The organism is Achromobacter pulmonis (genome assembly GCF_902859765.1).
GTDB lineage: Bacteria > Pseudomonadota > Gammaproteobacteria > Burkholderiales > Burkholderiaceae_B > Achromobacter > Achromobacter pulmonis.
On record NZ_CADIJV010000001.1, the window covers coordinates 210419 to 229558 of the forward strand.

Below are 19140 nucleotides of genomic sequence, written 5' to 3' on the forward strand. Positions count from 1 at the left end.
GTCGTCAATGATGAACTTCGCGCCTGGGGGGCAGGCGCAGGTAGTCGACGATCCGCGGCGGCAGCGTCGCCAGGTGCGCGGCGGGGATTGGCGGGTAGAAGCCTTCGGCGGCCGAGTCTTCGCTGCAGTGGATGAACCAGCTGATGGTGCCGTGCTGCGGGCGACCCAGGAGCGAGCCGTTCATGACCGGCTCGGAAATGAAAAAAGGGCCCGCGGGCCCTTTCTTGCAACATGGATAGTGTAAGAACACTGTCCATAGAATCTGGAGCGGGAGACGAGTCTCGAACTCGCGACCTCAACCTTGGCAAGGTTGCGCTCTACCAACTGAGCTACTCCCGCATGGGTCCGCAAGGGCTGGCGGGTGGAAATTCCACGCTTGCCAGATGCAAACCATTTCTTATTGCCAACCGCTTTCGCGATTGCCTGATCAACTTGGTTATCGATCAGAAGGCGCGCATTCTACATGATTTTTTTCGATCGTGCTTGCCGCGGGCAGTTGCCGGGACAGGCGGATCGCGCTGAGCTTTGCGTTGCCGCGCCAACCCTTGCGGGCGTCCTGGCGAACCTGGCTGCCAAGCTCAATCAAGTAATATGAGCGAAGACAGAAAATATAGCATACCCGGTAGTATCCATGTCAAATTCCTCTACCAGCACGCCTGCCTTGATCCCCACGACACGGGATCTTTCCGTCCTGAATACCCTGGGCCTGGCCGCCACGGCCCGGGCCTGCGTGACGCTCGAGGATGTGGCGCAATTGCCGGGGCTGTCCGCCCTTGCCGCGCAATACGAGCCGCTGCTGGTGCTGGGCGGGGGCAGCAATGTGGTGCTGCCCGAGAGCGTGCCGGGCCTGGTGGCGCGCGTGGCTTTGCGCGGTGTGCGCCTGCTGCGGGCAGAAGCCGGCGCATGGCTGGTGGAGGCGGCCGGCGGCGAAACCTGGCACGGTTTCGTGGCCGAGTGCGTGAAGCAGGGGTGGGATGGCCTGGAAAATCTGGCGTTGATCCCGGGCACGGTCGGCGCGGCGCCGGTGCAGAACATCGGCGCCTACGGGGTCGAGCTGGCCGACCGCTTCGATAGCCTGACGGCCTGGGATGTGCAGGCAGGCCGGTATGTCGACATGAGCGCGGCGGATTGCCGTTTTGCCTATCGCGATAGCGTCTTCAAGCATCAGCCGCCCGGCCGTTGGGTGATCGTGGCGGTGCGCTTGCGCCTGCCGCGGCCCTGGCGGCCGGTGCTGTCGTATCCGGACCTGCAACGCTATCCCGGCCTGGCGGGGGAGCCGTCGGCGCGGGCCATTTTCGAGGCGGTCTGCGAGATCCGGCGCGCCAAGCTGCCGGACCCGGCGGTCACCGGCAACGCTGGCAGTTTCTTCAAAAATCCCATTGTGTCGGCCGCGCGGCGCGACGCGCTTGCCGCACTTCATCCCGGGCTGGTGTCGTATCCGCAACCGGACGGCAGCTACAAGCTGGCCGCCGGCTGGCTGATCGACCAGTGCGGCTGGAAGGGCCGCAGCCTGGGCGCGGCGGGCGTGCACGAGCGGCAGGCGCTGGTGCTGGTGAATCGGGGCGGCGCCACCGCTGCCGACATCCTGGCGCTGGCGCGCGCGATTCAGGACTCGGTCGCCGAGCGCTACGGCGTGGCGCTGGAGCCGGAACCCGTGATGGTGTGAGCGGGATGCCCAACAAGAAAAGGACCCTCGCGGGTCCTTTTCTTGGCGTGGCGGCATCAGAGTCCCAGCACCGCCTGCATGTCGTACAGGCCATTGTGCTTGTCTTGCAGGAAGCGCGCCGCGCGCACCGCGCCTTCGGCGTAGGTGGCGCGGCTGGCCGAGCGATGGGTGATCTCGATGCGTTCGCCGATGCCGCAGAATGACACCGTGTGGTCGCCAACGATATCGCCGCCGCGCAGCACCGAGAAGCCGATGGTGCCCGGCTTGCGCACGCCGGTATCGCCGTGGCGGCTCCAGGTGGCCACGTCGGGCAGGGCGACGTCCCAGGCCGAGGCGATGGTCTCGCCCATCTTGAGCGCGGTGCCCGAGGGGGCGTCGACCTTGTTGCGATGGTGGGCTTCGAAGATCTCGACGTCGTAGCCCGAATTCAGGATGCGGGCAGCCATGTCCAGCAGCTTGAGGGTGGCATTCACGCCCACGCTCATGTTGGGAGCGAACACGATGGCGGTTTTCTGCGCGGCCACTTCGATGGCGGCGCGGCCGTTGTCATCGAAGCCGGTGGTGCCGATGACGGCCTTCACGCCCAGCCGGGCGCAGGCATGCAGGTGTTCCAGCGTACCCTCGGGGCGGGTGAAGTCGATCAGGCAGTCGGCGTTGGCCAGCGCGGCCAGGTCGTCGGTGATGGCGACGCCGGTCTGCTGGCCTAGCGGAGCCCCCGCGTCCTGGCCCAGCGAGGCTGAACCTTTGCGGCCGAGGGCAACCGTCAGTTGCAGGCCGTCGGCGTTGAGGACGGCGTCGATCAGCATCTGGCCCATACGGCCGCCGGCGCCGGCGATAGCGATACGCATGAAGAAAGTCCTTGGGGTTAGCGCAGCGGCTCGGGCGCGTTGCCGGGCTGGCCGGGGTACTGGTTCATCGGGCTGGTGGGGGCGGCGGCGTCGCGCTTTTTCTGATCTTCTTCCTGCTTGAGCCGGGCTTCGTCTTCGCTCAGGCGCTTGTCGGCCTTTTCGTCGGCGGCGGCGCTGGGAGTGTTCAACTGATAGGGCTGCAGGTCGGGCTGCTTGTCGCCTTCCCAGCGGGTCAGCCGGTCGTTCTCGAACCAGACCGTGAACTTGCGTTCCTGGGCTTTACCGTAGCCGGGCTTGTAGTAGTAGGGGTAGTCCCAGCGATTGGCGTGCAGCACGCTCGTCAGGGTGGGGCTGCCCAGGGCGAAGCGGACCTGTTCGCGCGTCATGCCCGGCTGCAGCAGGGCGACCTGCTCCTGGGTGATCCAGTTGCCTTGCTGGACACCGGCCTTGTAGGGGAAGCCCCACTTGTCCCCCGTGCAGCCGGCGAGGGCGACGGCCAGGGCGGCGATGGCCAAACCGGTCTTGAGCGAGCGGGAAGGAATTCGTGCAATCATGGACACTACGCGCCCCTATTATTTGGAAGCAGACAAAACCGTTATCATAAAGGTTTCATAAGGATAGTTCTGCGGGGCGGCAGGAATTCTGGGGGAGCCGGCTCGCGGTGACCGAGTATCCTTGCCCATGCCCACGCGGACGGAGAGCGATTACACCATGAGCGACCAAAGCGAACTGAAAAACATGGGTTTGAAGGCGACTTTCCCGCGCCTGAAAATTCTTGATATCTTCCGTAAGTCGGACCAGCGCCACCTCAGCGCCGAAGACGTCTATCGTGCCCTGATCGGCGAAAACGTCGAAATCGGCCTGGCCACCGTCTATCGCGTCCTGACCCAGTTCGAGCAGGCCGGCATCCTCGCCCGTAGCCAGTTCGACAGCGGCAAGGCCGTGTTCGAGCTGAACGACGGCGACCACCATGATCACCTGATCTGCACCAATTGCGGCAAGGTGGTCGAATTCTCCGATCCGGATATCGAAAAGCGGCAGCAGAAGATCGCCAAGGACAACGGTTTCGCGCTGGAAAGCCACGCCATGGTGCTGTACGGCATCTGCGGCAGCTGCCTGAAAGGCCGCTGAGCGGCCGTCGCGCCGGACCGTGGCAGCGCTCGCCGCGGTGCGGTGAAGGCAAAAGCCCCTTCTTCAAGAAGGGGCTTTTTTTATTTCCGGACGCAATCCCGGTGCAGGAGATCGCGCCCGGCAAGGGCGGTGGGGGGAACGGATGACGCCTGCGCCCCGCCTCAGGCGGGCGCGCGGCCGACGCTTTCCAGCATCTCCCGCGCGTGTTCGCGAGTGGTGGCGGTGAGCTTGATACCGCCCAGCATGCGGGCGATTTCCTCGACCCGGGCGCTGTCGTCCAGCTCCTCGATGCGCGAGCGCGTGGTGCCGCGCGATTCGGTCTTGCTGACCAGAAACTGGTTGTTGCCGCAGGCCGCGACCTGCGGCAGGTGGGTGACGCACAGCACCTGGTGGCGTTCGCCCAGTTCGCGCAGCAGTTTGCCGACGGCTTCGGCCACGGCGCCGCCAACGCCGCTGTCGACCTCATCGAAGATCAGGGTGGGCACGCGCGCCGCGCGGCTGGCGATGACTGACAGCGCCAGCGAGATGCGCGACAGCTCGCCGCCCGAGGCGACCTTGGCCAGCGGTCGTGGCGTGGTGCCGGCGTGGCCGGCCACCAGGAATTCCACCTGCTCGGTGCCATGGGCCGATGGCGCGGCCGCCGCCAGTGTGGGTTCGAACTTGCCGCCCTGCATGGCCAGCGTCTGCATCGCCAGCGTGACTTGCTTGCCGAGATCCTTGGCGACCTTGCGGCGCGCCGTCGTGAGCTTGGCGGCGACGGCTTCGTATTGCGCCTGCGCCGTCTGCGCCTGGGCGCGCAACGCGTCGATATCGGCGGCCGCCTGCAGGGCCGACAGTTCGGCGTGCAGGCCGTCGCGCAATTCGCACAGGGCCTCGGGTTCGGCGCGGAACTTGCGGGCGGTTTCGAATACCGCGCTCAGGCGCGCCTCGACGTCGGCCAGCCGCTGCGGATCGAGATCGACGCGGCTGACGTAGTTGTTCAGGTCGGATACGGCTTCGCTAATGGCGATGCGCGCGGATTCGAGTTCGTCGTGGATATCCTGCAGGCCGGGGTCGTGCCGCAGCATCTGTTGGAGGCGATGGTTGGCGGCGGTCAGGCGGTGATGGGCCGAATCTCCCTCGCCGTCAAGGGCGTCCAGGATCTGCGTGGCGCCATCCAGCAGCGACTGCGAGTGCGACAGGCGGGTGTGTTCAGATTGCAGCGCATCCCATTCATCCGGCGCGAGGCCAAGGCGATCGAGTTCGTCGACCTGCCATTGCAGCCGCTCACGCTCGGCGGCCAGGCCGGCGGCGTCCTTTTCGGCCAGTTCCAGCTGCCGCGCCAACCCGCGCCATTGCTTCCAGGCGTGCGCCACCGCCTGACGCAGTTCGCCGTGGCCGCCGTGGGCATCCAGCAGGTCACGCTGGGCCTCGGGCCGCATCAGGCTCTGGTGCGCGTGCTGGCCATGGATGTCGACCAGGCTGTCGCCGAGTTCGCGCAATTGCGTGACGGTGGCGGGCGTGCCGTTGATGTAGGCGCGGCTGCGGCCCTGCGCGTCGATCACGCGGCGCAGCGCCAGTTCTTCGTCGGCGTCGAATTCGCGTTCGGCCAGCCAGGCGCGCAGGGCCGGCGGGGTGTCGAAGACGGCGGTGATGTCGGCGCGCGCGGCGCCTTCGCGCAGCACGCTGACGTCGCCGCGTTCGCCCAGCGCCAGGGCGAGCGCGTCGATGAGGATGGATTTACCCGCCCCGGTCTCGCCGGAGAAGACGGTGAAGCCGGGGCCGAAATGGATTTCGGTCTGCTCGACGATGACGAAGTCGCGGATGTGCAGGGTGCGCAGCATGGCGGGGCGCTTACTACTCTACGTTGTCGGTGGCCTGCGGCATCAGGTTCCAATGCAGCTTGCGGCGCAGGGTGGAAAAGAAGCTGTAGCCTTCCGGGTGCACGAATCGGATGGTGTACGGCGCGCGTTGCACCACGATGCGGTCGCCGGGCTGCAGGTCGGACCAGGTCTGCATGTCGAAATGCACGCTGGCGCCGACCTCGACGCGGCCCATGGCGGTGAGCGTCATGTTCAGCACGCCGGTGTCGGGAATGACGATGGGGCGGTTGGACAGGGTCTGGGGCGCCACCGGCACCAGCACCATGGCGTTCATGCCGGGGTGCAGGATCGGACCGTTGGCCGACAGCGCGTAGGCGGTCGAGCCCGTGGGGGTGGCGATGATCAGGCCGTCGGCGCGCTGGGTGTACATGAAGGCGCCGTCGAGTTCGACCCGCACTTCGATCATGCCGCCGCGCCCGGCGCGGTTGAGCACCACATCGTTCAGCGCCGAGGCCGCGTACATCTGCTGATCGCCGCGCCAGGCGCTGCCTTCCAGCAGCATGCGTTCCTCGATCTGGAAGTTGCCTTCCAGCACGCGCGTCAGGGCGCCGTGCGCGTCCTGCACCGGGATGTCGGTAATGAAGCCCAGATGGCCGTGGTTGATGCCGACCACCGGCACGCCGTAGGGGGCGAGATGGCGGGCGGCGCCCAGCACCGTGCCGTCACCGCCCATGACCACCGCCAGCGAGGCATCCTTGCCGATCTGCTCGTAGGTGGCGACCGGATATTCCGTGAGGCCGGTATTGCGGGCCGTGTCGGCGTCGACCAGCACCTGCCGCCCGGCCTGCGTGAGCGCGTGCGCAAGCGCCCTCAACGGAGTGGCCAGGCCGGCGTCCTGGTATCTGCCGATCAGCGCGACGATAGGAAAGTGCATGGTGGCGAGGCGAATCAAAAAACGGAATCGGCCCGGAATCGGGCCCGTTGGCCGATTATATGGGGCCGCATATCGGCTTGCGGGACAAAAATCGCCTTAATTGGAAAAGATTCCCTAAAATACGGGGTATGGATGACCGCGCACGCGCTTTACTGAAGGCGTTGATAGAACGCTACATCGCCGATGGGCAACCAGTCGGCTCGCGGACGCTATCGAAAGTCTTCGATCTGTCGCCCGCCACTATCCGCAATGTCATGGCGGACCTGGAGGAATTGGGGCTGATCCACAGTCCGCACACTTCGGCGGGGCGTATTCCGACGCCGCGCGGCTATCGCATGTTCGTCGATTCCCTGCTGGCGGTGCAGTCCTATCAGCTCGAACCGCATAACATGGGCGACATGCTGGCGGCGGCCGAGCCCACCCGCGCGGTCAATGCGGCGGCGGCGCTGCTGTCGAACCTGACGCAGTTCGCCGGCGTGGTGCTGACGCCCAAGCGCGCCCAGGTGTTTCGCCAGATCGAATTCATCCGCCTGTCCGACAAGCGGGTGTTGCTGATCATCGTCACCCCCGACGGCGACGTGCAGAACCGCATCCTGTTCGTGCAGCGCGACTATGCCGAGGCCGAGCTGCTGGAGGCCGGCAACTTCTTCAACGTGCATTTCGCCGGCAAGTCCTTCGACGCGGTGCGGCGCACCCTGTCCACCGAACTGGCCCAGTTGCGCGAGGACATCTCGCGCCTGATGCAGGCGGCGGTCGAGGCCAGCGCCGAGGCGGCCGAGGACGGCGACGCCGTGGTCATTTCGGGCGAGCGCAAGCTGCTCGACGTCACCGACATCGCCTCCGACATGGACCGGCTGCGCAAGATGTTCTCGCTGTTCGAAAAGAAGACCGATCTGCTGCAGTTGCTCGACGTTTCCAGCCGCGCCCAGGGCGTGCAGATCTATATCGGCGGCGATTCCCAGCTGGTGCCGATGGAAGAAGTCTCGGTGATCACCGCGCCCTATGGCGTGGACGGCAAGGTGGTCGGCACGCTTGGCGTGATCGGTCCGACCCGCATGGCCTACGAGCGCGTCATTCCTATCGTGGACATCACGGCACGGCTGCTGTCCAACGCCCTCAGTCACAACCAGTAGTTCCATTCGAACCGACATCCTCCTGGCGGAGGAAGGGGAGTTTTTGTGTTTCTTCGCCTGTTCAAGTATCTCTGGCCTGAACGCTACCTGCCCGAAACCGAGCAGGACGACCCCTTCAACGAAGACCCGCCGCCGCGCGCGGCGGCCAAGGTCGGCGTGCTGCTGGTGAACCTGGGTACCCCGGATACCCCGACCAAGCGCGATATCCGCAAGTACCTCGGCGAATTCCTCTCGGACCCGCGTGTGATCGAGATCCCGCGCTATCTCTGGAAGCCGATCCTGCACGGCCTGGTGTTGACCCTGCGCCCCAAGAAGTTGGCGCCGCGCTATGCCGGCATCTGGCTCGAAGGCGGCTCGCCGCTGATGGTCTACAGCCAGCGCCAGGCCGAGGGCGTGCGGGCCACGCTGGCCGCCGCCGGGGGCGAGGCGGTGGTGGAGTTGGGTATGCGCTACGGCAACCCGTCGATTCCCGATGCCATCTCGCGCCTGCGGGCGCAGGGGTGCGAACGCATCCTGACCGTGCCGCTGTATCCGCAATATGCCGCCAGCACCACCGCCACCGTGGTCGATGCCGTGACGCATCACGCCGGCCGGCTGCGCGACCAGCCGGAAATGCGCTTCACCAAGCGTTTCCATGAGGAACCGGCCTACCTCGATCCGCTGGCCGCCCGTATCGAGGCCTATTGGCGTGAACATGGCAAGCCGCAGCGATTGGTGATGAGTTTCCACGGCCTGCCGCGCTATTCCATCGAACTGGGCGACCCGTATTACCGCGATTGCATGGAGACCGCGCGGCTGCTGTCGCAACGCCTGTCGCTGCCGCGCGAGCAGATCGAAGTGACCTTCCAGAGCCGTTTCGGTACCGCCCGCTGGCTTGAGCCCTACACCGAGCCGACCCTCAAGGCGCTGGCCGCCTCGGGCGTTACCGAGGTGGATGTGGTGTGTCCGGGATTTGTGGCAGACTGTCTGGAAACCCTGGAAGAGATCAGCCTGGAGTGCCGCGACGCCTTTCTCGGCGCGGGCGGCCGGCAGTTCCGTTACATCCCGGCGCTGAATGACGATCCGGCCTGGATCGCGGGGTTGGCCAGCCTGGTGGAACGACACTTGCAGGGGTGGCCCACACATCCACGGACTTGAAGGAGAGGGCGCATGCAGCATGATCCCAAGACGGACAAGATTGTGAAAAAGGGGAACGTCAGTACCCCGGTGGACGAGGATCAGGTCGAGCACGAGCTGGACGAGGCGCTGGCCGAGACCTTTCCAGCCAGCGACCCCATCGCGATCAATCCTGAACCCGAAGATGATCCCGAGGTCGACCGGGCCCTGAAGGACTCCTTTCCCGCCAGCGACGCGCCGGCCCCGGCCCAGCCGGGCAAGAAGTGACCTGTCGATGATCGGAACGGGCGCCGTTTTGCGCCCGGATCCCGGAGGTCGAGGGGAATTTCCTGGAGGTTGAGCGCTTTTGGCCGTAGGTTTGGTCCCGCCGCAACGGTGGCCCGCGACGGGGAATATTTGCTCTCCCGGGCTTGAAATAGGGGTATTGGCCCCCATTCATGGTTGCGAAAGCCATTCTTTTTGGAGGATTCCCCATGACGGCACCCAACGAGCCTGTAGATCAGACGCCCGGATTCGGCGAAGACGCCGATGCGGCCCCCGCGGCCCAGGGCGCGGCACAGGCCGAGTTGAACGAATTGCGGGCCCAGCTGGACGCGGCCCAGGCTACCGTCAACGAGCAACAGGACCAGCTTCTGCGCATTCGCGCCGACGCCGAGAACGTGCGCCGCCGCGCCCAGGAAGAAGTCTCCAAGGCGCGCAAGTTCGGTATCGAGTCGTTCGCCGAAAGCCTGGTGCCGGTCAAGGACAGCCTGGAGGCCGCGCTGGCCCAGGCCGACCAGACCGTCGAAACCCTGCGCGAGGGCGTCGAAGTCACGCTCAAGCAGCTGGCGGCGGCCTTCGAGCGCAACCTGCTCAAGGAAATCGCGCCGGCCCAGGGTGACAAGTTCGATCCGCACCTGCACCAGGCGATTTCCTCGGTCCCGTCGGAGCAGCCCGCCAATACGGTGATCCAGCTGCTGCAGAAGGGCTACGCCATCGCCGACCGCACCCTGCGTCCGGCCCTGGTGGTGGTGTCCGCCGGCCAAGGCTGAACGGACGGCGCGCCATGACCGACCCCAGGTTCGACCCGGCCCAGGTTTTCGCGGTGTTCGGCATGCGGCATGTCGACACCGCGGGCTTCGATGCCGCCGTGGTCGAGGCGCCGGGGACGGACCTGCGCTGCGTATTCCTGTGGGGCCAGGATTGCTATAACTGCAATCTCTTCAAGCAGGCGGCGTTGCTGCACCAGGAATCCCTGCTGGACCTGGGTCTTGGCTGGTTCGAGGCCGACGTGTACGCCGATGAACCCTTGGGCCGCCGCTTTTCCCTGCATGGCGTCCCCACTTTTGTGTTCTACCGAGCCGGAAAGCGGCTCGGACGCATTACCGGTTGGCCCGGATTGCCCCAGTTCACGGCGGCGGTCCGGCGCCTGCAGGAAGCGCCGGCGGAAAATTCCAGCCAGGTGTCTTGAAAAACCCTGTAGGCAGCCCCAGTTATGTGGGGACAGGAAATTTCTCTCTAATTTCACAGATTTATCCAAGGTAACCCGACCATGAGCAAAATTATTGGCATCGACCTGGGCACGACCAACAGCTGCGTGGCTGTCATGGACGGCGGTCAGGTCAAGATCATTGAAAACGCCGAAGGCGCCCGGACCACCCCCTCGATCGTCGCCTACATGGACGACGGTGAAACGCTGGTGGGCGCGCCCGCCAAGCGCCAGGCGGTGACCAATCCCAAGAACACCCTGTACGCGGTGAAGCGCCTGATCGGCCGCAAGTTCGAGGAAAAGGCGGTGCAGAAGGACATCAACCTGATGCCCTATGCCATCGTCAAGGCCGACAACGGTGACGCCTGGGTGGAAGTGCGCGGCAAGAAGATGGCGCCTCCCCAAGTGTCGGCCGACGTGCTGCGCAAGATGAAGAAAACCGCCGAGGACTACCTGGGCGAGGAAGTGACCGAAGCCGTCATCACGGTGCCGGCCTACTTCAACGACAGCCAGCGCCAGGCCACCAAGGACGCCGGCCGCATCGCCGGCCTCGAAGTCAAGCGCATCATCAACGAGCCGACCGCGGCCGCGTTGGCCTTCGGCCTGGACAAGACCGAAAAGGGCGACCGCAAGATCGCCGTCTATGACCTGGGCGGTGGCACGTTCGACGTGTCCATCATCGAAATCGCCGACGTCGATGGCGAAAAGCAGTTCGAAGTGCTGTCGACCAACGGCGACACCTTCCTGGGCGGCGAAGACTTCGACCAGCGCATCATCGACTACATCATCGGCGAGTTCAAGAAGGAACAGGGCGTCGACCTGTCCAAGGACGTGCTGGCCTTGCAGCGCCTGAAGGAAGCCGCCGAAAAGGCCAAGATCGAGCTGTCCTCGAGCCAGCAGACCGAGATCAACCTGCCGTACATCACGGCTGATGCCTCGGGTCCGAAGCACCTGAACCTGAAGATCACGCGCGCCAAGCTGGAAGCGCTGGTCGAGGAACTGATCGAGCGCACCATCGAGCCCTGCCGCGTGGCCATCAAGGACGCCGGCGTGAAGGTTTCCGACATCGACGACGTGATCCTGGTCGGCGGCATGACCCGCATGCCCAAGGTCCAGGAAAAGGTGAAGGAATTCTTCGGCAAGGAGCCGCGCAAGGATGTGAACCCCGACGAAGCCGTCGCCGCGGGCGCCGCCATCCAGGGTTCCGTGCTGTCGGGCGACCGCAAGGACGTGCTGCTGCTGGACGTCACCCCCCTGTCCCTGGGTATCGAAACCCTGGGCGGCGTGATGACCAAGATGATCCAGAAGAACACGACCATTCCGACCCGGTTCTCGCAGACCTTCTCGACCGCCGACGACAACCAGCCGGCCGTGACGATCAAGGTCTTCCAGGGTGAGCGTGAAATCGCCGCGGGCAACAAGGCCCTGGGCGAGTTCAACCTCGAAGGGATCCCGCCGTCGCCGCGTGGCATGCCGCAGATCGAAGTCACGTTCGACATCGACGCCAACGGCATCCTGCACGTGTCGGCCAAGGACAAGGGCACCGGCAAGGAAAACAAGATCACCATCAAGGCCAACTCGGGTCTGTCGGAAGACGAGATCCAGCGCATGGTCAAGGATGCCGAGGCCAACGCCGAGGAAGATCACCGCGTTGCCGAGCTGGCCCAGGCCCGTAACCAGGCCGATGCGCTGGTGCACGCCACCCGCAAGTCGCTGACCGAATACGGCGACAAGCTCGAGGCGTCCGAGAAGGAAGGCATCGAAGCGGCCATCAAGGAGCTCGAGGACACGCTGAAGGACGGCGACAAGGCGGCCATCGACGCCAAGGTCGAAGCCTTGTCGACCGCTTCGCAGAAACTCGGCGAAAAGATGTACGCCGACATGCAGGCGCAGCAAGCCGCCGGCCAGCAGCAGGCCGCCGACAACGCGAAGCCGGTGGACGACAACGTCGTCGACGCCGACTTCAAGGAAGTCAAGCGCGACCAATAATGGCCGGGCGCTGACCTGCCTCTGCCGCCCGGTAGCCGGAGAAATCCGCCTACCGGGCGAACTCATTCTGTAGCACTGAAAAGAAGGCTCCTTCCCGGGCCCACCGATCATGGCAAAACGCGACTATTACGACATCCTGGGCGTGGCGAAAAACGCTTCGGATGACGAACTCAAGAAGGCCTATCGAAAGCTGGCCATGAAATACCATCCGGACCGCAATCCGGACAGCAAAGAAGCCGAAGAGAAGTTCAAGGAAGCCAAGGAAGCCTACGAGGTCCTGGGCGATGAACAGAAGCGCGCCGCATACGACCGCTACGGCCACGCGGGCGTCGACCCCAACGCCGCCGGCATGGGCGGTGGCATGGGCGGCGGTTTCGCCGATGCGTTCGGCGACATTTTTGGCGAGATATTCGGCGGCGGCGGTGGCCGTCGCGGGGGCGGCGGCCCGCAGGTGTACCGCGGCGCCGATCTCAAATATGCGCTGGAAATCACGCTGGAGCAGGCGGCCGCCGGCTTCGACACCGAGATCCGCGTCCCCAGCTGGGAACACTGCGACACCTGCCACGGGTCCGGCGCCAAACCCGGCACCTCGCCCAAGACCTGCCGCACCTGCGGCGGTTCCGGCGCGGTGCGCATGCAGCAGGGCTTCTTCAGCGTCCAGCAGACCTGCCCGACCTGCCATGGCAATGGCAAGGAAATCACCGATCCCTGCACGGCCTGCGATGGCGTCGGCCGCATCCGCCGCAACAAGACCCTGCAGGTCAAGATTCCGGCCGGCATCGATGACGGCATGCGCATCCGCTCCAGCGGCAACGGCGAACCGGGCATCAATGGCGGTCCGCCGGGCGATCTGTATGTGGAAATCCACATCAAGCAGCACAAGATCTTCCAGCGCGATGGCGATGACCTGCACTGCGAGCTGACCATCCCGTTCACCACGGCGGCGCTGGGCGGCGAGCTGCAGGTGCCGACGCTGGGCGGCAAGGCCGAGATCTCGATTCCCGAGGGCACGCAGTCGGGCAAGACCTTCCGCCTGCGCGGCAAGGGCATCCGCGGCGTGCGCGGCAGCTACCCGGGCGACCTGTACTGCCATGTGGTGGTCGAGACGCCGGTGCGCCTGAGCGACGACCAGAAGCACATCCTGCGCCAGTTCGAGGCCTCGCTGAACGACGGGGGCGACCGCCACTCGCCGCAAAGCAAGTCGTGGACCGATCGCGTCAAGGAGTTCTTCAGCTGAATCGCATGAGCTGATCGCCGCCCCGCGAGGCGCATCACGGCCCAGCATCCGGAGACTTCCGGGTGCTGGGCCGTTGTCCTTGGGCGTTCCTGCGCCGGGCAAAAAAAACCGCGGCTTGCGCCGCGGTTTCACTGCAGGTACTGCTACTTCAGACTTCGTACTGCTACTTCAGGTACTGCCACTTCATACTGCTACTGCGGGTACTGCTACAACAACCGCGTGGTGCGGCCTTATCCACGCGCCTGTTTTGCCGCTGTGGCCGAAAAAACCGACCCCGGGCCACGATGCCGCCCGAGGCCGGCCGGGCTACAGCAAGCAGCTCACCGGGTGATCGGGGGATACTCGAGTTCGCCGAAGGTGTATTGGCCGCTGGCCTTGGCCTGGGCCAGTTCCTGCTGGACTTCAGCGCGCGACTTGGCGCTGGCCGGAGCCGCGGCGACGGGCGGGTAGTCCAGTTCGCCGAAGGTGTATTCGCCGCTGGCCTTGGCCTGTTGCAGCTGGGCTTGCACGTCCTGCGAGCTCAGGCTGGTGGTCTGGGGCAGGGCGGGCGGGTAGTCCAGTTCGCCGAAGGTGTATTGACCGTTGATCTTGGCCTGTTGCAGTTCGGTCGCCACTTGGGCGCTCGACTTGGCTTGTTCGACACCGGCGGCCTGGGCGCCGGCTCCCGCCAGGGCTAGGGAAATCAGCAGGGTAGTCGTCAGGGTTTTCATAATGACCTCCAATATGTTGTGGGGCGGGGCCGCATCTGGCGGCTTGCCGTCGTGGTTCGTTGTTTGTTCCCGATGAATGAATTGTGCGCGGCATTTCACCTGGGATAAACCCGTATATCCTGAAAACATCTTTCCAAATAAGCATGCAATAAAAATTTGGATAAGAAATTTCCCCGTTTATGGCATGATCTTGGTGATGGTCGGCCCCTTTTTCTGTCGCCGGCATGCGCGGCAGGCGAAAAAAAACCCCTGCCGCAGCAGGGGTCGGAACAGCGGGAGGACGCGGCGCGTCAGGGCGCTTTTTTCTTGAAGTCACCGGCGACGGCGGTACTGAAGCCGTCGGGCCGCAGGTACTTGCGCAGCGCCGCGTTGACTGCCGCGGGCGTGAGCGCGCTGATCTTCCGGTCCATCTCGGCCGACCATTCGAAGCTGCGGCCGCGCTGCAGATAGTCGAGCCACGTGCCTGCCAGCACGTCGTCCTGGGCGCGCGCCAGGTTGCGGTAGTTCAGCAACGCGGTGATGCCATCCGAGATTTCCTTATCGCTGAAACCGTCCTTGAGCACGCGGGCGAGTTCTTCGCCGATGGCCTTTTCCAGGCGTTCGCGGTTCTGCGGCGCGTAGATGGCGTACATGGTCCAGCTGGCGCTGGGTTCGAACGACGAGACCGACAACGAGCTGCGCACGTTGTAGGACAGGCCTTCGGTTTCACGTACGCGGTTCCACAGGCGCGAGGTCTCCGAGGCGCCGAACAGATAGTTGGCCAGGTACAGCGCCGGATAGTCGGCATCCGTGTCCTGCAGCTTCAGCGGCATGCGCGAGATGTAGAACGCATTGGCCTTGTCGGGCGTCTCGATGTCGAACTGCTTGGCCGGGATGTCGCGGTAGGGGTTGGCGACGCGGGTATAGGCGGGGGCGCGCTTCCAGCCGGCCAGGCCATCCGCAATGGCCTTTTCCACCGCGCCGGGCTCGAAATCTCCCACCGCGGTGTATTCGATCTTGCCCGCGCCGTAGAACTTGGCGTGGAACTTGGCCAGCGCCTCGCGGTTCAAGGCGCGGATGCCGGCCAGCGACTCCTCGAACGTCGGCACATAGCGCAGATCGTTGGCCGGCCACGGATTGTCCTGGCGAGCCAGGGCGCGCGCGGCCAGGGCCTGCGGTTCGGTCATGGCGTTCTGGATCGAGGTTTCGAGTTGGCGTTGGTATTCCTCGATCTGTTCCTTGGGGAAGTTGGCGTTGCGCACGATGTCCAGCGCCAGGCGGGTCAGCTCGGGCAGGTTCTCGCGCTTGGTGGACATGGCGATCTTGAGCGTAGTGCCGCCGCCGCTGAAGCCCAATTCGGCCTGCAACTGGTCCAGGCGGTCCTGGATGTCCTGACGCGACAGCTTGGCGGTGCCGCGCATCAGCAGGTCGGCCACGGCGCTGGCGTTGACGCGCTGGCCGAGCAGGTCTTTTTCGTTGCCGAACTGGATCAGCATCTGCGCCTGCACGCGGTTACCGCGGGTGGCCTTGGGCAGCAGGGCCAGTTGTACCGGGCCATTGGGCAGGTCGAGCGTCTTGCGCTGAGTCAGGCGGTCGATGTTCTGCGGCGAAGGGTCGAAGGCGGAGGCGGCCTTGAAATCGGGGTCTCCCTTGTAGTCCTTGAAGACCTCGGTGAGATCGGCGCGCTGCATCTGCGGCGTGCGCACCGGCTTGTCGGTGGGGATGTAGCGGCCTTCGATGCGGTTGCTCTGGATCAGGTAGGTGGTGGCGGCCTGCTGCACTTCGGCCAGCGTGGCCTTGCGAGCGCGGTCGCGCTGCAGGAAGAACAGGCGCCAGTCGCCGGCGGCGATGGCCTCGGACAGCGCCACGCCGACCTGTTCGGGATCGCTGTAGGTCTGCTCCCAGGAGGTCAGCCACTTGCTGCGGGCCCGGTCAAGCTCCTGCTGGGTGAAGGGCTTCTTGCCCAGGCTTTCCAGCGTGTTGGTCAGGGCCTTCATGGCGGCGTCCTGGTTCTTGCCCGGCGTCAATTGCGCCGCGAACATCGCCAGGCCCGGGTCCAGGTTCTCCATGGTGAAACCGAACACGCCCGAGGCCAGCTTGGTCGGCACCAGCGCATGATAGAGGCGGCCCGACGGCGTATCGGCCAGGATGGTGGTGGCCAGGTCGAAAGGCACGAAGTCGGGGCTGCCGGCGGCGGGGATGTGGTACATCGCCGCGACCAGCGGCGTGCCGCCGGCGCGGCGCAGGGTGACGCTGCGCTCGCCGTCCTGGGCCGGCTCGATGGTGTATTCAGGCGGCAGCTTGCGGTCCGGCTTGGGCAGCTTACCCAGGGTGGCTTCGATGTCGGCCAGGGTGGCCTGCGGATCGAACTTGCCGGCCACGATCAGCACCGCGTTGTCGGGCTGATAGTACTCGTGGTAGAAGGCGCGCAACTGGCCGATGTCGACGTTTTCGACGTCGGAACGGGCGCCGATGGTGTTCTTGCCGTAGCTGTGCCATTGGTAGGCGGCGGCCTGCATCTTCTGCATGAGGATGCGGAAGGGGCTGTTTTCGCCGCTTTCCATCTCGTTGCGCACCACGGTCATTTCGGAATCGAGGTCTTCCTTGGCGATCAGGGAGTTGACCATGGCATCGGCCTGCCAGCCAAGGTACCACTTGAGGGTGTCGGGGTTGGCGGCGAAGCTGGCGAAATAATTGGTGCGGTCGCTGGAGGTCGAGCCGTTGGCCTGCAGGCCGCGGCGCGAGAACTCGCCCATCGCATTGCGGGTGGTGGAGGTGCCCTTGAACAGCATGTGTTCAAGCAGGTGGGCCATGCCGGTCTGGCCGTAATTCTCGTTGCGCGAGCCGACCAGGTAGGTCATGTTGACCGTGGTCGACGGCTTGGATTCATCGGGCACCAGCAGGACCCGCAGGCCGTTACTGAGACGGTATTCGGTAATGCCTTCAATCGAGGCGGCCTCCGTGACGCCATCCGGCAGGCTGGCGGCTCCGGCCTGGAAGGCCAGGAAGGATGTGAACAGCAGCGCGCCCAGAGGGCGCGGCAGCTTCGATATGGACAGGCGCATGGCGGACTATTCCTTTGGCATGGCAGAATCCGTTGGAGTGTATACGGTGTGAATGGTTCAGGGGCCCGCCCCTGGCGCACCGGCCTGTCGTTCCGTCTGGAAAAAACGCGCATGTCGCTATCCCTTGAAATTGAGACTCCCCGCTTGGTGCTGCGGCAGTGGCTGGCGGCCGACCGCAAGCCGTTCGCGGCCATGAATACCGATGCGCGCGTGACGCGTTACCTGTTGCCGCTGACCGCGCCGGAAAGCGACGCGCTGGCCGACCGGCTGGCCGCCGGCATCGATGAATACGGCTGGGGCTTCTGGGCTGTCGAGGCGCCGGGCGTCGCGCCGTTCATCGGGTTCGTCGGCATCAAGGCGCTGGCGCCGACGCTGCCGTTCGCGCCCGGCGTGGAAATCGGCTGGCGCCTGGCCGCGCCCTATTGGGGCAGGGGCTATGCCAGCGAAGCCGCGCAGGCCGCGCTGCGGGTGGGATTCGAGCAGGTCGGTCTTTCCGAGATCGTGGCGTTCACGGTTCCGGAGAACGAGCCGTCACGCGCGGTGATGCGGCGCCTGGGCATGCGCGAGGAAGCAGCGCGCTTCGCGCATCCGGCGGTGCCGGACGGCCATCCGTTGAAGACGCACGTGCTGTACCGGCTGGCGCGCGAGGCCTGGCATGCGCAGAAAAATAGTGACGCAGGCCCAGGCTCGGAGCCGTTTGCAGCGGCATAAGTACCGGCAGCCCCTGTCATGCCGACGTGTTGCGGCGCAACATCCTGGCGTGGCGCGGCCGATTTGAGGTCGGGACGGGCGCGGGTGTAAGCTTTGCAGAACGTAGTTGCTGTTGTCGACGGGACGCGCGACAGCCGTCTACAGGTTTCCCGTCCAACGCCAGCCGCCGCCTCGCCGGGTCGCAGACCGGCCCCATGCCGGATCGCGTCCCCACCCCGCGGGCGACGACGGTGCTTGTTGTTCGCGCCTTCGCCGCCGGCATCCTGCCGGCGCATCTTTCGGAGGAACGACCCATGCTGACCGAGATCGTCACGCGTGCCTTGTCCCAGTTGACCGGCAGCCCCATGAGCGGCGACCGCATCAAAGGACAATTCCAGTACGCCTATGCCAGTGATGACGGCCAATTCGTGGCCATACTGACCCATGACATGACCACCTACGTGGTGGATCTGCGCGCGCAGCGCTACTTCGCGGAGTGCGGCGGTTCGCCGCGCGGCTTTGCCGGGCACGTGCTCGAAATGGAGGGCGCGCAGGCCCGCGAACATCCCTGGCCCGCGGCCAACGACCTGTTTGACCTGGACATGGACGCCGACGAATTGTGCTGGCGCCAGTGCCCTGGCGTACGCGGCATGGCCGGGATCCCCCACCGATCAGTCGAGAGCCGCGCCGCCTGAGAGTGGCCAGAAGCGGCAGTCCCTTCACTGAACCGGCGATTACGCCGGTTTTTTTTGTCGCGGCATTGCCGCGGATCGCTACAATCCGCGGCATGACTACGCACGCTGACACGGGCGCCCCGCAGGGCGCCATCCTGGTCGATTGCACGCACGAGCGCCACGCGGACCAGATTCTGGCCATTTTCAACGAGGCCATCCTCACCTCGACCGCGTTGTATGACTACAAGCCGCGGCCGCGCGAGGCGATGCAGGGCTGGTTCCAGGCCAAGGCCGGTGGCGGATTCCCGGTGGTGGGTTTCGAAAACGCGGCGGGCGAGTTGATGGCATTCGCCAGCTATGGCACGTTCCGCGCCTGGCCTGCCTACAAGTATTCGGTCGAGCATTCCGTCTATGTCGACGGCCGTTTTCGCGGGCAGGGATTGGGCGAGGCATTGATGCGCGTGCTGATCGGGCGCGCCCGCGCCAACCAGGTGCATGTGATGATCGGCGGTATCGACGCGGCCAACCAGGGCAGTATACGGCTGCATGAGAAGCTGGGTTTCGTGCACGCCGGCACCATTCGCGAGGCCGGTTTCAAGTTCGGCCGCTGGCTCGACCTGGCGTTCTATCAGCTGACGCTGGACACGCCGGCGCAGCCGGTGGATGGCTGAGGCGCGACACCGCGGCGAGCGGCCGGC

At 65.3% G+C, this 19140-nt stretch carries 19 protein-coding genes and 1 tRNA gene; 12 read left to right on the forward strand and 8 right to left on the reverse strand.

Translation table 11 applies throughout. The features are described from left to right. Positions 1-4 precede the first annotated feature (4 nt). Together HV701_RS00945 and HV701_RS00950 are read right to left on the reverse strand one after the other, a co-directional pair. Positions 5-184 carry an immunity protein Imm33 domain-containing protein gene (locus HV701_RS00945; RefSeq protein WP_175131275.1) on the reverse strand — a complete coding sequence of 60 codons (180 nt, stop codon included), beginning with the start codon at positions 182-184 and terminating at the stop codon, positions 5-7. Positions 185-263: 79 nt separating this feature from the next. Further along, positions 264-339, reverse strand: a tRNA-Gly gene (locus HV701_RS00950). A gap of 292 nt (positions 340-631) precedes the next feature. Here HV701_RS00950 and murB point away from each other — a divergent pair. Next, positions 632-1666: a UDP-N-acetylmuramate dehydrogenase gene (murB, locus tag HV701_RS00955; RefSeq protein WP_175131276.1), complete on the forward strand. Its 1035-nt coding sequence runs from the start codon at positions 632-634 to the stop codon at positions 1664-1666. 56 nt (positions 1667-1722) lie between these two features. Here the strand turns inward: murB and dapB are convergent, their stop codons facing one another. Then, complete coding sequence (gene dapB, locus HV701_RS00960) at positions 1723-2514, reverse strand: 4-hydroxy-tetrahydrodipicolinate reductase (RefSeq protein ID WP_175131277.1); 792 nt, start codon at positions 2512-2514, stop codon at positions 1723-1725. A 17-nt stretch (positions 2515-2531) separates the two neighbouring features. Beyond that, on the reverse strand, positions 2532-3068 hold the full coding sequence (locus HV701_RS00965) for an outer membrane protein assembly factor BamE (protein WP_175131278.1): 537 nt from the start codon (positions 3066-3068) through the stop codon (positions 2532-2534). Between the two features lie 157 nt (positions 3069-3225). On the opposite strand from HV701_RS00965, the gene fur reads away from it, so the two are divergent. After that, positions 3226-3645: a ferric iron uptake transcriptional regulator gene (gene fur / locus HV701_RS00970; protein WP_006223539.1), complete on the forward strand. Its 420-nt coding sequence runs from the start codon at positions 3226-3228 to the stop codon at positions 3643-3645. Between the two features lie 161 nt (positions 3646-3806). Here the strand turns inward: fur and recN are convergent, their stop codons facing one another. After that, positions 3807-5468 carry a DNA repair protein RecN gene (gene recN / locus HV701_RS00975; protein ID WP_175131279.1) on the reverse strand — a complete coding sequence of 554 codons (1662 nt, stop codon included), beginning with the start codon at positions 5466-5468 and terminating at the stop codon, positions 3807-3809. A 13-nt stretch (positions 5469-5481) separates the two neighbouring features. Continuing rightward, a complete protein-coding gene (locus HV701_RS00980; RefSeq protein WP_175131280.1) occupies positions 5482-6381 on the reverse strand; it encodes an NAD kinase in 900 nt (299 codons plus the stop codon). A gap of 128 nt (positions 6382-6509) precedes the next feature. Between HV701_RS00980 and hrcA the strand changes: the two genes are divergently transcribed. The 7 genes from hrcA to dnaJ all read left to right on the forward strand — a co-directional run bounded on the left by hrcA (position 6510) and on the right by dnaJ (position 13324). Beyond that, complete coding sequence (hrcA, locus tag HV701_RS00985; protein WP_006389041.1) at positions 6510-7514, forward strand: heat-inducible transcriptional repressor HrcA; 1005 nt, start codon at positions 6510-6512, stop codon at positions 7512-7514. Positions 7515-7559: 45 nt separating this feature from the next. Continuing rightward, on the forward strand, positions 7560-8651 hold the full coding sequence (gene hemH, locus HV701_RS00990; RefSeq protein WP_175131281.1) for a ferrochelatase: 1092 nt from the start codon (positions 7560-7562) through the stop codon (positions 8649-8651). Positions 8652-8663: 12 nt separating this feature from the next. Then, positions 8664-8897, forward strand: coding sequence for a hypothetical protein (locus HV701_RS00995; protein ID WP_175131282.1), 234 nt, complete (start codon positions 8664-8666; stop codon positions 8895-8897). 206 nt (positions 8898-9103) lie between these two features. Further along, a complete protein-coding gene (gene grpE, locus HV701_RS01000) occupies positions 9104-9661 on the forward strand; it encodes a nucleotide exchange factor GrpE (RefSeq protein WP_175131283.1) in 558 nt (185 codons plus the stop codon). A 14-nt stretch (positions 9662-9675) separates the two neighbouring features. After that, positions 9676-10080: a thioredoxin family protein gene (locus HV701_RS01005; protein ID WP_175131284.1), complete on the forward strand. Its 405-nt coding sequence runs from the start codon at positions 9676-9678 to the stop codon at positions 10078-10080. Positions 10081-10161: 81 nt separating this feature from the next. Further along, positions 10162-12087, forward strand: coding sequence for a molecular chaperone DnaK (dnaK, locus tag HV701_RS01010; RefSeq protein ID WP_175131285.1), 1926 nt, complete (start codon positions 10162-10164; stop codon positions 12085-12087). 109 nt (positions 12088-12196) lie between these two features. After that, complete coding sequence (gene dnaJ, locus HV701_RS01015) at positions 12197-13324, forward strand: molecular chaperone DnaJ (protein ID WP_175131286.1); 1128 nt, start codon at positions 12197-12199, stop codon at positions 13322-13324. A gap of 320 nt (positions 13325-13644) precedes the next feature. Here the strand turns inward: dnaJ and HV701_RS01020 are convergent, their stop codons facing one another. Then, on the reverse strand, positions 13645-14034 hold the full coding sequence (locus HV701_RS01020) for a DUF4148 domain-containing protein (RefSeq protein ID WP_175131287.1): 390 nt from the start codon (positions 14032-14034) through the stop codon (positions 13645-13647). A 290-nt stretch (positions 14035-14324) separates the two neighbouring features. Then, positions 14325-17078, reverse strand: a complete 2754-nt coding sequence (locus tag HV701_RS01025) for a M16 family metallopeptidase (protein WP_175131288.1) — start codon at positions 17076-17078, stop codon at positions 14325-14327. A gap of 111 nt (positions 17079-17189) precedes the next feature. On the opposite strand from HV701_RS01025, the gene HV701_RS01030 reads away from it, so the two are divergent. From HV701_RS01030 to HV701_RS01040, 3 genes are all read left to right on the forward strand, one after another. Next, positions 17190-17789 (forward strand): GNAT family N-acetyltransferase, encoded by a 600-nt coding sequence (locus HV701_RS01030; RefSeq protein ID WP_175131289.1) that lies wholly within the window; start codon positions 17190-17192, stop codon positions 17787-17789. A 293-nt stretch (positions 17790-18082) separates the two neighbouring features. After that, positions 18083-18463, forward strand: coding sequence for a hypothetical protein (locus tag HV701_RS01035; RefSeq protein WP_175131290.1), 381 nt, complete (start codon positions 18083-18085; stop codon positions 18461-18463). 92 nt (positions 18464-18555) lie between these two features. Further along, entirely contained in the window at positions 18556-19113 is a 558-nt protein-coding gene (locus HV701_RS01040) for a GNAT family N-acetyltransferase (RefSeq protein WP_175131291.1), read from the forward strand. Positions 19114-19140 lie beyond the last annotated feature (27 nt).

Bases quoted from the DNA above. Each gene is read 5' to 3' on its own strand.
- HV701_RS00945 (WP_175131275.1), bottom strand. From the start codon at position 184: ATGAACGGCTCGCTCCTGGGTCGCCCGCAGCACGGCACCATCAGCTGG.
- murB (WP_175131276.1), top strand. From the start codon at position 632: ATGTCAAATTCCTCTACCAGCACGCCTGCCTTGATCCCCACGACACGG.
- dapB (WP_175131277.1), bottom strand. From the start codon at position 2,514: ATGCGTATCGCTATCGCCGGCGCCGGCGGCCGTATGGGCCAGATGCTG.
- HV701_RS00965 (WP_175131278.1), bottom strand. From the start codon at position 3,068: ATGATTGCACGAATTCCTTCCCGCTCGCTCAAGACCGGTTTGGCCATC.
- fur (WP_006223539.1), top strand. From the start codon at position 3,226: ATGAGCGACCAAAGCGAACTGAAAAACATGGGTTTGAAGGCGACTTTC.
- recN (WP_175131279.1), bottom strand. From the start codon at position 5,468: ATGCTGCGCACCCTGCACATCCGCGACTTCGTCATCGTCGAGCAGACC.
- HV701_RS00980 (WP_175131280.1), bottom strand. From the start codon at position 6,381: ATGCACTTTCCTATCGTCGCGCTGATCGGCAGATACCAGGACGCCGGC.
- hrcA (WP_006389041.1), top strand. From the start codon at position 6,510: ATGGATGACCGCGCACGCGCTTTACTGAAGGCGTTGATAGAACGCTAC.
- HV701_RS00995 (WP_175131282.1), top strand. From the start codon at position 8,664: ATGCAGCATGATCCCAAGACGGACAAGATTGTGAAAAAGGGGAACGTC.
- grpE (WP_175131283.1), top strand. From the start codon at position 9,104: ATGACGGCACCCAACGAGCCTGTAGATCAGACGCCCGGATTCGGCGAA.
- HV701_RS01005 (WP_175131284.1), top strand. From the start codon at position 9,676: ATGACCGACCCCAGGTTCGACCCGGCCCAGGTTTTCGCGGTGTTCGGC.
- dnaK (WP_175131285.1), top strand. From the start codon at position 10,162: ATGAGCAAAATTATTGGCATCGACCTGGGCACGACCAACAGCTGCGTG.
- dnaJ (WP_175131286.1), top strand. From the start codon at position 12,197: ATGGCAAAACGCGACTATTACGACATCCTGGGCGTGGCGAAAAACGCT.
- HV701_RS01020 (WP_175131287.1), bottom strand. From the start codon at position 14,034: ATGAAAACCCTGACGACTACCCTGCTGATTTCCCTAGCCCTGGCGGGA.
- HV701_RS01025 (WP_175131288.1), bottom strand. From the start codon at position 17,078: ATGCGCCTGTCCATATCGAAGCTGCCGCGCCCTCTGGGCGCGCTGCTG.
- HV701_RS01030 (WP_175131289.1), top strand. From the start codon at position 17,190: ATGTCGCTATCCCTTGAAATTGAGACTCCCCGCTTGGTGCTGCGGCAG.
- HV701_RS01035 (WP_175131290.1), top strand. From the start codon at position 18,083: ATGCTGACCGAGATCGTCACGCGTGCCTTGTCCCAGTTGACCGGCAGC.
- HV701_RS01040 (WP_175131291.1), top strand. From the start codon at position 18,556: ATGACTACGCACGCTGACACGGGCGCCCCGCAGGGCGCCATCCTGGTC.